Annotated in this window: 1 protein-coding gene; it reads right to left on the bottom strand. The window is 58.0% G+C overall.

The genetic code is table 11. The annotated features are described in order from the left end of the window. On the bottom strand, positions 1 to 238 hold a 238-nt coding region (locus M0415_RS21380; RefSeq protein WP_249560538.1), incomplete at both ends, for a putative Ig domain-containing protein.

The following is a 238-nucleotide window of genomic DNA, read 5'->3' on the forward strand; positions in this document are numbered from 1 at the left end:
TAAGGTCAGACTGTCGCCCACATCGCTGTCCGTCGCCACTAGGGTGTAGCTGTAGGCCGCATCCTGAGTCGCACTGGTGAGTGCGCTTGAACTGATGGTCGGTGCGTCGTTAACGTTCGCCACCACAATCGTAAAGCTCTGGTCTGCGGTTAAGCCATCAACATCCGTGGCGCGTAACACCACCGCATAGCTACCCACGTTAGCGTTAGTTGGGGTACCACTCAGCACGCCCGTAGCC

The organism is Shewanella sp. 10B (genome assembly GCF_023475885.1).
In the GTDB taxonomy this organism is placed as follows: domain Bacteria; phylum Pseudomonadota; class Gammaproteobacteria; order Enterobacterales; family Shewanellaceae; genus Shewanella; species Shewanella mangrovisoli.